The following is an 8,549-nucleotide window of genomic DNA, read 5'->3' on the forward strand; positions in this document are numbered from 1 at the left end:
CATGCTGGTGATCCCGGCCATCGACCTCAAGGACGGCAAGTGTGTGCGGCTGCGCCAGGGGCGCATGGATGACTCGACGATATTTTCCGAAAGCCCGGTGGAGATGGCGGCGCGCTGGGTGGACGAAGGTGCAAGAAGGCTGCATCTGGTGGATCTGGACGGCGCCATCGCCGGCCGTCCCCGCAACGCGGACATCATCGGCGAGATCGTGTCGCGCTTCCCCGACCTGCCGGTGCAGGTGGGTGGCGGCATCCGTGACGACGACACGGTGCAGGCCTATCTGGATGCGGGCGTACAGTGGGTGATCATCGGCACCAAGGCCGTCAGCGCTCCCCACTTCGTCAATGACCTGTGCCTGGAGTTTCCCGCACGCATCATCGTCGGGCTGGATGCCAAGAACGGCAAGGTGGCCATCGACGGCTGGTCCAAGCTGTCCCATCACGACGTGGAAGACATGGCCAGGCACTTCGAGCAGGACGGCGTGGCCGGCATCATCTTCACCGACATCTCCCGCGACGGCATGATGCAGGGGGTGAACGTGGACTCCACCGTGAGCCTGGCCCGTTCGGTGAACATCCCGGTATTCGCCTCCGGCGGCGTCACCAATATCGAGGATATCCGCCGTCTGTGCGCGGTGGAAGACGAGGGAGTCACCGGCGTCATCGTCGGGCGCGCCCTTTACGAAGGTACCCTCAGTCTTGCCGAGGCCCAGGCCCTGGCAGACCAGAACGCCGCCTGAGCCCAGGGTCGACCATGCTTGCCAAGAGAATCATCCCCTGTCTGGACGTGGACCGTGGCCGCGTGGTCAAGGGCGTCAACTTCGTCGAGATCCGGGATGCCGGTGATCCGGTGGAGATCGCCCGGCGCTATGATGCCGAAGGGGCCGATGAGCTCACCTTCCTGGACATCACCGCCAGTTCCGATGAGCGCGAAACCATCGTGCACGTGGTGGAGCAGGTGGCCGAACAAGTGTTCATCCCCCTGACGGTGGGGGGCGGCATTCGCCGGGTCGAGGACATCCGGCGCCTGCTCAATGCGGGGGCGGACAAGGTGTCCATCAATACCGCCGCAGTCTTCAACCCGGATTTCGTGCGCGAGGCGGCGGACCGGGTCGGTTCCCAGTGCATCGTCGTGGCCATCGACGCCAAGCAGGTGTCCGCGCCGGGGGAGCCCCTGCGCTGGGAGATCTTCACCCACGGCGGTCGCAAGCCCACCGGGCTGGATGCCATCGATTGGGCCCGGCGCATGGTGGACAACGGAGCGGGCGAGATCCTGCTCACCAGCATGGACCGGGACGGCACTCGTCAGGGCTTCGACCTGCCGCTCACCCGGGCCATCGCCGACGCGGTGACGGTACCGGTGATCGCCTCCGGCGGCGTGGGGCATCTTCAGCATCTGGTGGAGGGGGTCACCGAGGGGCACGCGGACGCGGTGCTGGCCGCCAGCATCTTTCATTTCGGCGAGCACACCGTGGGCGAGGCCAAGCAATACATGGCCGAACGGGGTGTCGAGGTTCGGCTGTAAGGGGAGGGGGTGCCCGGTTTCTGGTAAATTCCCCCTCCAACGGTTTAAAGTACATGCCCGATACCTATACCCCCAGACTTGGTGCATGACCCTGAAAACTCCCCTGGACATGATTCGATGGAATGCCGACGGTCTTGTCCCCGTCATCGCCCAGGACCATGCCGATGGCTGCGTGCTGATGGTCGCCTGGATGAACCGCGAGGCCCTGGCCCGCACCCTGGAAACCGGCGAGGCGGTTTACTGGTCGCGCTCCCGGGCCCGGCTGTGGCACAAGGGGGAAAGCTCGGGGCATGTGCAGGTGGTGCATGACCTGCGGTTGGACTGCGATCGCGACGTGATTCTGCTGAAGGTGGAGCAGAAGGGCGGCATCGCCTGCCATACCGGGCGGCGCCATTGTTTCTATCATCAGTATCGGGACGGTGAATGGGTGGACGTCGATCCGGTGCTCAAGGATCCGGCGGCCATCTACGGTGAGGAGGTTCCTTCCCATGGCCGATGATCGCATCCTCGAACAGCTGGCTCGGGTGCTGGAGTCCCGCAAGGGCGCGGATGCCTCCAGTTCCTATGTGGCGAGTCTGTATGCCAAGGGTCTGGACAGCATCCTCAAGAAGGTGGGCGAGGAAGCCACCGAGACGGTGGTGGCCGCCAAGAACGGCGATCCCGAGCAGCTGATCCATGAGACCGCCGATCTGTGGTTCCACACCCTGGTGATGCTGGCGCAGCAGGGGCTGGGTCCGGGCCAGGTGCTGGCGGAACTGGAACGGCGTTTCGGTCTGTCGGGGTTGGAGGAGAAGGCGGCGCGCGGCGCCCGCTAGTCCGCCGCTCACGATACGGATCACAGCGGATACATTACTGACACATCTGGAGGCATCTCATGGGTTTTGGCGGCATCAGCATCTGGCAATTGCTCATCATCCTGGTCATCGTGGTCCTGCTGTTCGGGACCAAGAAGCTGCGCAACATGGGCGGCGATCTGGGCAGCGCCATCAAGAATTTCCGGCAATCGGTCCGTGAAGGCGAAGCCGAGGCCGACAAGGGTAATGAAGATACGCAGCACAAGCCCCTGGAAGACAAGCCCGGTCGCGTATTCGATGCCGAGGCCACCACCGAGAACAAGACCCGGGAAGGCGAGCGTCACTCCTGATTCCCGACAGGTCTTCATGCCGGGCGGCGGCCGTCAGGCCCCGCCCGACCCATCCTCATAACCGCGGCGGTTGATACGGACGCATGTTCGATTTCGGATTCTGGGAACTCATCGTCATCGGTCTGGTGGCGCTTCTGGTCGTGGGGCCGGAACGTCTGCCCAAGCTGGCCCGTGAAATCGGTCGCTGGGTCGGCAAGGTTCGCCGCTTTGTCAGCAGCGTGCGTTCCGATATCGAGCAGGAACTACGGACCGAAGAACTCAAGAAGATGCTTGAGGACCAGGAACGGGAGATCGGCCGCCTCAAGACCATGATGCAGGATACGGAGCAGGATCTGCGTCGGTCGGTGGACAAGACCCGGGATCGGGTCAGGTCCGTGGAGGATGAGGTCAAGGAAGGCAACGCTCCGGCGGCGTCTGGTGATGCCGGGGCCGGTAAACCTCCCGCCTCGTCGACGCCCCCCGAGTCCGATCAGACCCGGAAATCAGACCATGAATCATAATTCCGAGTCCCCCCAGGCCGGGAACGAGGCCGAGGGGACCCTGCTGTCCCATCTGGTGGAACTGCGTACCCGGCTGCTGCGCAGCGTGCTGGCGATCCTGCTGGTCTTCCTGGTGCTGTTCCCCTTCGCCAATCCCATCTATACCTTCCTGGCCGGGCCGCTGATGGTGCACCTGCCGGAAGGCAGCAGCATGATCGCCATCGAGGTGGCGGCGCCGTTCCTGATCCCCTTCAAGCTGGTATTGATGCTGGCGATCGTGATCTCGGTGCCTTTCCTGCTGTATCAGGCCTGGGCGTTCATCGCCCCGGGGCTGTACCGGCACGAGAAGCGCTTGGCGGTGCCGATGCTCATCTCCAGCACCATCCTGTTCTATCTGGGGATGGCTTTTGCCTATTTCGTGGTTTTCCCGCTGATCTTCGCCTTCTTCACCGCCTCGGCCCCGGAAGGGGTCGCGGTGATGACGGACATTTCCCGCTACCTGGATTTTGTCATCCTGCTGTTTTTGGCTTTTGGCATCGCCTTCGAAGTGCCCATCGCCACCATCCTGCTGGTGGCCATGGGGCTGACCACGCCTCAGCAGCTGGCGGCCAAGCGACCCTATGTCATCGTCGGCGTGTTCGTGGTCGGCATGATCCTCACCCCGCCGGACATCATTTCCCAGACCCTGCTGGCGTTGCCCATGTGGTTGCTGTTCGAGATCGGGATCGTGTTGTCGAAGATTCTGGTCAAGAAGAAGGCAGCCCGGGAGGCAGCGGAAGGGGAAGACCCTCCGCCCGCCGATGATCCGCCGGGTCGCCCCGCCGCCGCGCAAGAGGCATCTGACCTGTCGGCCAGGGCCGCGGCGGCCGCCGCCAAGGCCCGCGCCAAGGCCGCCACCGCCGCCGCCCGTGCCCGCCAAGGTCGCGGAAATGAAACCGATCAGCCACTTTCGGCGTCTGAGATGGATGAAGCCCTGGATCAGGCCGAGGCGGAGGAGCGTCGGCTACGGGGTGGTTCGGATAATCCCAAGCCAAAACAGGACAACTGAATGACGCAGCCTTCCCTTAACACCCCCCGTCGTCCCACGTTGCTGGTCATCATGGACGGGGTGGGGGTCAATCCGGGCAAGCTCAACAACGCCTATCACGATGCCGCCACGCCCCGGCTGGATCAGTATTTCGCCAACCACCCCCATACCTTGCTGGAGGCGTCGGGCCGGGCTGTGGGGTTGCCGGACGGTCAGATGGGCAATTCCGAGGTGGGGCACCTGACCCTGGGTTGCGGCGCCGTCATCCGGCAGGACCTGGTGCGCATCGATGATGCCATCGAGGACGGCAGTTTCATGGACAATGAGGCCCTGACGGCAGCCGCAAAGGCCGCCGCCGCTGCCGGCCGTCCCCTGCATCTGGTGGGGCTGGTGTCCGACGGCGGGGTGCATAGCCACCTTCGTCACCTGCACGCCCTGATCGATCTGTGCGCCCGCCATCGTGCCCGGCCGGCGATCCACATGATCACCGATGGCCGCGATACCGCGCCCAAGTCATCTCCCGGTTATGTTCCCGCGCTGGAAAAGGCCTTGAAATCCTGCGGTGGTCAGATCGCCACCGTGACGGGCCGGTATTACGCCATGGACCGCGACAAGCGCTGGGACCGTACCCAGCTGGCCTTTGATGCCATGGTGCACGGCAAGGGTGCGCGGGCCTCCAGTGCGGCCGCGGCCCTGTCCGCCGCCCACGAGGCGGGCGAAACCGATGAATTCATCAAGCCCCGGGTCATCGACAAGAGTGGTCTGATTCGCGGCGGCGACCCGGTGCTGTTCTTCAACTTCCGCAATGACCGTCCCCGGCAGCTCACGGAAGCCCTGACCGGACCGGATTTCGCCCACTTCGATCGGGGCGATTTCACCCCGGCCGCCGTGACCTGCCTGACCCTCTATGATGCCCGCTATGAACTGCCGGTGGCCTTTGCGCCCGAGCGTCCCCGGGTGACCCTGTCACGGGTCCTGAGCGAGGCGGGCCTGAAGCAGTTTCATTGCGCCGAGACGGAGAAATACGCCCATGTCACGTTCTTCTTCAATGGTGGCGTGGAGGCCCCCGCTGAAGGTGAAGAACATGTCATGATCCCTTCGCCCAAGGTGGCCACCTACGATCTCAAGCCGGAGATGAGTGCCCCCGAGGTGGCCGACGCCACCATCCAGGCCCTGGAAAGCGGTCAGTACGATTTCATCCTGGTGAACTTCGCCAATGGCGACATGGTGGGCCACACCGCGGTCTATGAAGCGGTGGTGAGCGCGGTGGAAGCCCTGGATACCGCCGTGGGGCGGGTGCTGGACGTGGCCGTGGAAAAGGGGTATTCCGTAATCCTCACCGCCGACCACGGCAACTGCGAGGAACTGATCGACCCCGCCACCGGCGAACCCCACACCCAGCACAGCATGTATCCGGTGCCCTGTCTGATCATCGACAGCGGAGTCAAGCATCTGCTGACCGGCGCGGGCCTGAGCGCCATCGCACCCACTGTGCTGCAGCTCATGGGGCTGGATCAGCCCCGGGAGATGAGCGGCAGGTCGTTGCTGCTCGATACCTTCGTCAGGTGACGAGCGCGCTTTCCCGACAGTAGAAATACACCAGGTTGTCGGCGTTTTCCGTCAGTGGAGAGCCCAGACTCAGATAGCCGGATCCGGTGAGGGGGGCGGCATCCTGGTGGAGGAAACGGATCTTGCCGGTCTTGTCCTGCAGGTAGGTGCCGTTGAGGCTCTGGTCAATGAGTACGAACCCGCCATCGCGGCATTCGACCCGGGCATGGCGGCGGGAGACGAATTCCTTGGGCACGACCAGGTCGCACTGCCGGTTCCGTCCCATCATGAAACTCTCATCCGTGGGCTGGAGATTGACCACCGCGTCACGGTAATGCAGGAGCAGGCTGCCGCCGGACGGCTGTTCGGCGGACTTTGAGGGCTTGGGGGCACTGACTGGGGCTGTTGTGTGTTCCCGATCCTCGGTGACGTCACCGCTGCGGCGATCCACCAGACGGCGCCGATTCTTGGTGACCCATTCACCGGAGCTGTCCCGAAACGGGTAGTTGGGGCGTCTTTCGTAGCGACGTCGCTCTCCCTTTCTTCTGAGATCCATGCCCGTGTGCTCCGCGACAAGATGTTCACCGCTTCAGTATAAACCAATCATCCGTCGGCAAACCGGGGCACCGTCACGGACCAGCCATGGTGACAGGATCAGTCCCCATGCTAGGATCGGCTGCACTTGACCTTGTTTGTCATCGGGTTATCGTCATGTTGAGCGCATTCAGGACCATCTCCGTGCACGGCGCCGGCCCGACTCCGGAGGCCTTGGCTCGTCTGGGGAGGTGGCTGGCCCTGTTGCTGGTGGTGATGTTGGCCTGGACACTGGCGCAGCTTACCTGGACCCTGTTTTCGCCGCGGGAGACGGGACTTGTGCCGGTGGTACGGGATCTTCCCTCATCCCCCCCGTTGCAACCTCTCGAGCCGCCGAGGGTCCCCGCCTGTCCGCGGTGGCCGATTTGCAACTATTCGGACATGCGCAAGCCATGGCCGAAGCCCCGGTGGTGCCCACGGAGGCCCCGGAAACCCGCCTGCGCCTGACGCTGAAGGGCGTGGTGGCCTCCTCTGCCGAGCCCGTCCTGGGCGTGGCCTTGATCGCCGATGATCGCCAGAATGAGCGGCATTACCGGGTGGGCGCGGAGTTGCCGGGAGGTGCCCGGCTGGAACAGATTTTCAGTGATCGGGTGATCCTCTCCCGTGAAGGCCGCTTTGAAATGCTGCGCCTGCCCAGAGAGACCCTGGACAGTGCGGCGGTGGTGCCGGCCTCTCAACCCGCCCAGGCCGGCATCGCCGCGCCGGCACCGCCGTTGCGGGATGCAGGGCTGGCGGCCAGCCTGGCAACGCGACGGGATACCTGGCTGCAGGAACCTTCCCAGTTCATGGAAAGCATCCGGGTGCGGCCGGTGATGGAGCAGGGGGTGATGAAGGGGTTTGCCGTTTCCCCCCGCAGGGATCCGGCCCTGTTCCGCCAGGCGGGACTTCGCCCCGGCGACGTGGTAACCGGGATCAACGGCACCCCGGTCAACGCCATCAGCGATCCCCAGGCCCTGATGGCCGAGTTGGCACAGGCCAGCGAGGTCATCCTGGATCTTGAGCGCCAGGGCCGCGCCATGTCATTGACCCTGCCCATCGGGCAGTGATGGAGAACCGCATTAGCATGAGTGGACGTTGCCGAAAGTGTTTGATCCTGTGCCTGCTGGCGATCACTTGCCTGCTGCCGGTCGTGCCGGCGGCCGGGGAAAACGGCGCCACCCTCAATTTTCGGGATGTGGATATCCAGGCCTTGATCAATTACGTCTCCGAGGAGACCCAGACCAATTTCATCGTGGATCCCCGGGTCCGCGGTCGGGTCACCCTGGTCTCGGGGCGCCCGGTCAGTCGCGCGGAACTGTACGACATCTTCCTGTCGGTGCTGCGGGTTCATGGCTTTGCTGCCGTCCAGACCGACGGGGTGATCAAGCTGGTACCCGACGCCATCGCCAAACAGGCGGAAGTCCCCACCGCCTCCGAGCGCAGTCCGTTGCAGGGGGATGAGTACGTTACCCGGGTGATCTCGGTGACCCACGTGGACGCGGCTCAGCTGGTACCCATCCTCCGGCCCCTGATCCCCCAGAGCGGTCATCTGGCCGCGTCCCCGGAATCCAATACCCTGGTCATCTCCGATACCGCCGCCAACGTCAATCGGTTGGTGGGCATCATCGGCCGGATCGATCAGGAAAGCCGGGAGGACATGGAGGTGATTCCGCTTCAGCATGCCGCCGCCGCGGAGGTGGCGCGGATCATCAGTACCATGGAGGGGGCCGAAGGCCGTCAACGCCCCGGCTCGCGCCTGCAGGTGATGGCGGACGAGCGCACCAACAGCATCCTGCTGAGCGGCGATCCCAAGCGTCGCATCCCCGTGCGGGCGGTGATTTCCCACCTGGACATTCCCATGGAGGGGGGCAACACCCGGGTCATCTATCTGCGCTACGCCAAGGCCGAGGACGTGGCCGAGGTCCTTCGGGGGCTGGCCGCCTCCATGGAGGCGGCCGGCGGTGGCGCCGCCGGTGCCGGGCGAGGAGGCAGCATTCATGTGCAAGCCCATGAGAGCACCAATGCGGTGGTGATCAGCGCGCCGCCGGATGTAATCCGGGACATGCGCGCGGTGATCCAGCAATTGGACGTGCGCCGCGCCCAGGTCCTGGTGGAGGCGATCATCGCCGAAGTATCCACCGAGCGCGCCCGGGAACTGGGGGTTCAGTGGGGTATCGGCTCCGAGCGCGACGGCGTCGGGATCATCAACTTCGGCAGCTCCGGTTCCGGGCTTTATCAGCTGACCCGGGGTTTC

10 protein-coding genes and 1 pseudogene are annotated in these 8,549 nt (G+C 64.4%); 10 read left to right on the forward strand and 1 reads right to left on the reverse strand.

What is annotated here, in order from left to right; all coding sequences use genetic code 11:
* The first annotated feature begins 1 nt into the window (after nucleotide 1).
* From hisA to gpmI, 8 genes and pseudogenes are all read left to right on the forward strand, one after another.
* Nucleotides 2-739: a 1-(5-phosphoribosyl)-5-[(5-phosphoribosylamino)methylideneamino]imidazole-4-carboxamide isomerase gene (gene hisA / locus ECTPHS_RS01500; protein ID WP_008930905.1), complete on the forward strand. Its 738-nt coding sequence runs from the start codon at nucleotides 2-4 to the stop codon at nucleotides 737-739.
* A gap of 14 nt (nucleotides 740-753) precedes the next feature.
* Nucleotides 754-1,524 (forward strand): imidazole glycerol phosphate synthase subunit HisF, encoded by a 771-nt coding sequence (gene hisF / locus ECTPHS_RS01505; protein WP_008930906.1) that lies wholly within the window; start codon nucleotides 754-756, stop codon nucleotides 1,522-1,524.
* 85 nt (nucleotides 1,525-1,609) lie between these two features.
* Nucleotides 1,610-2,023, forward strand: a complete 414-nt coding sequence (gene hisI / locus ECTPHS_RS01510; protein ID WP_008930907.1) for a phosphoribosyl-AMP cyclohydrolase — start codon at nucleotides 1,610-1,612, stop codon at nucleotides 2,021-2,023.
* A complete protein-coding gene (locus ECTPHS_RS01515; RefSeq protein WP_008930908.1) occupies nucleotides 2,013-2,339 on the forward strand; it encodes a phosphoribosyl-ATP diphosphatase in 327 nt (108 codons plus the stop codon). Before hisI ends, ECTPHS_RS01515 begins: the two co-directional genes overlap by 11 nt.
* Nucleotides 2,340-2,398: 59 nt before the next feature.
* The gene (gene tatA / locus ECTPHS_RS01520; protein ID WP_008930909.1) at nucleotides 2,399-2,668 is read left to right on the forward strand and encodes a Sec-independent protein translocase subunit TatA; all 270 of its coding nucleotides are present in this window, start codon (nucleotides 2,399-2,401) and stop codon (nucleotides 2,666-2,668) included.
* An 83-nt stretch (nucleotides 2,669-2,751) separates the two neighbouring features.
* Nucleotides 2,752-3,039 (forward strand): annotated as a pseudogene (tatB, locus tag ECTPHS_RS01525) (Sec-independent protein translocase protein TatB); the annotation flags it as partial.
* 118 nt (nucleotides 3,040-3,157) lie between these two features.
* Nucleotides 3,158-4,195 carry a twin-arginine translocase subunit TatC gene (tatC, locus tag ECTPHS_RS01530; RefSeq protein ID WP_008930911.1) on the forward strand — a complete coding sequence of 346 codons (1,038 nt, stop codon included), beginning with the start codon at nucleotides 3,158-3,160 and terminating at the stop codon, nucleotides 4,193-4,195.
* Nucleotides 4,196-5,743, forward strand: coding sequence for a 2,3-bisphosphoglycerate-independent phosphoglycerate mutase (gene gpmI, locus ECTPHS_RS01535; RefSeq protein ID WP_008930912.1), 1,548 nt, complete (start codon nucleotides 4,196-4,198; stop codon nucleotides 5,741-5,743). It begins immediately after the preceding gene.
* Here gpmI and ECTPHS_RS01540 read toward each other — a convergent pair.
* Nucleotides 5,736-6,278, reverse strand: coding sequence for an FHA domain-containing protein (locus ECTPHS_RS01540; protein ID WP_008930913.1), 543 nt, complete (start codon nucleotides 6,276-6,278; stop codon nucleotides 5,736-5,738). The genes gpmI and ECTPHS_RS01540 overlap by 8 nt on opposite strands.
* Nucleotides 6,279-6,672: 394 nt before the next feature.
* Here ECTPHS_RS01540 and gspC point away from each other — a divergent pair, with 394 nt between their 5' ends.
* Together gspC and ECTPHS_RS01550 are read left to right on the forward strand one after the other, a co-directional pair.
* A complete protein-coding gene (gene gspC / locus ECTPHS_RS13840; RefSeq protein ID WP_246828290.1) occupies nucleotides 6,673-7,362 on the forward strand; it encodes a type II secretion system protein GspC in 690 nt (229 codons plus the stop codon).
* Nucleotides 7,363-7,379: 17 nt separating this feature from the next.
* The coding region (locus ECTPHS_RS01550; protein ID WP_040404781.1) for a secretin N-terminal domain-containing protein at nucleotides 7,380-8,549 on the forward strand (1,170 nt) is incomplete at its 3' end.

The sequence above is a fragment of the Ectothiorhodospira sp. PHS-1 genome, assembly GCF_000225005.1.
In the GTDB taxonomy this organism is placed as follows: Bacteria; Pseudomonadota; Gammaproteobacteria; order Ectothiorhodospirales; family Ectothiorhodospiraceae; genus Ectothiorhodospira.

Coding starts and splice junctions, on each gene's coding strand:
- hisI (WP_008930907.1), top strand. CDS start 1,610: ATGACCCTGAAAACTCCCCTGGACATGATTCGATGGAATGCCGACGGT.
- tatC (WP_008930911.1), top strand. CDS start 3,158: ATGAATCATAATTCCGAGTCCCCCCAGGCCGGGAACGAGGCCGAGGGG.
- ECTPHS_RS01515 (WP_008930908.1), top strand. CDS start 2,013: ATGGCCGATGATCGCATCCTCGAACAGCTGGCTCGGGTGCTGGAGTCC.
- tatA (WP_008930909.1), top strand. CDS start 2,399: ATGGGTTTTGGCGGCATCAGCATCTGGCAATTGCTCATCATCCTGGTC.
- hisF (WP_008930906.1), top strand. CDS start 754: ATGCTTGCCAAGAGAATCATCCCCTGTCTGGACGTGGACCGTGGCCGC.
- hisA (WP_008930905.1), top strand. CDS start 2: ATGCTGGTGATCCCGGCCATCGACCTCAAGGACGGCAAGTGTGTGCGG.
- gpmI (WP_008930912.1), top strand. CDS start 4,196: ATGACGCAGCCTTCCCTTAACACCCCCCGTCGTCCCACGTTGCTGGTC.
- ECTPHS_RS01540 (WP_008930913.1), bottom strand. CDS start 6,278: ATGGATCTCAGAAGAAAGGGAGAGCGACGTCGCTACGAAAGACGCCCC.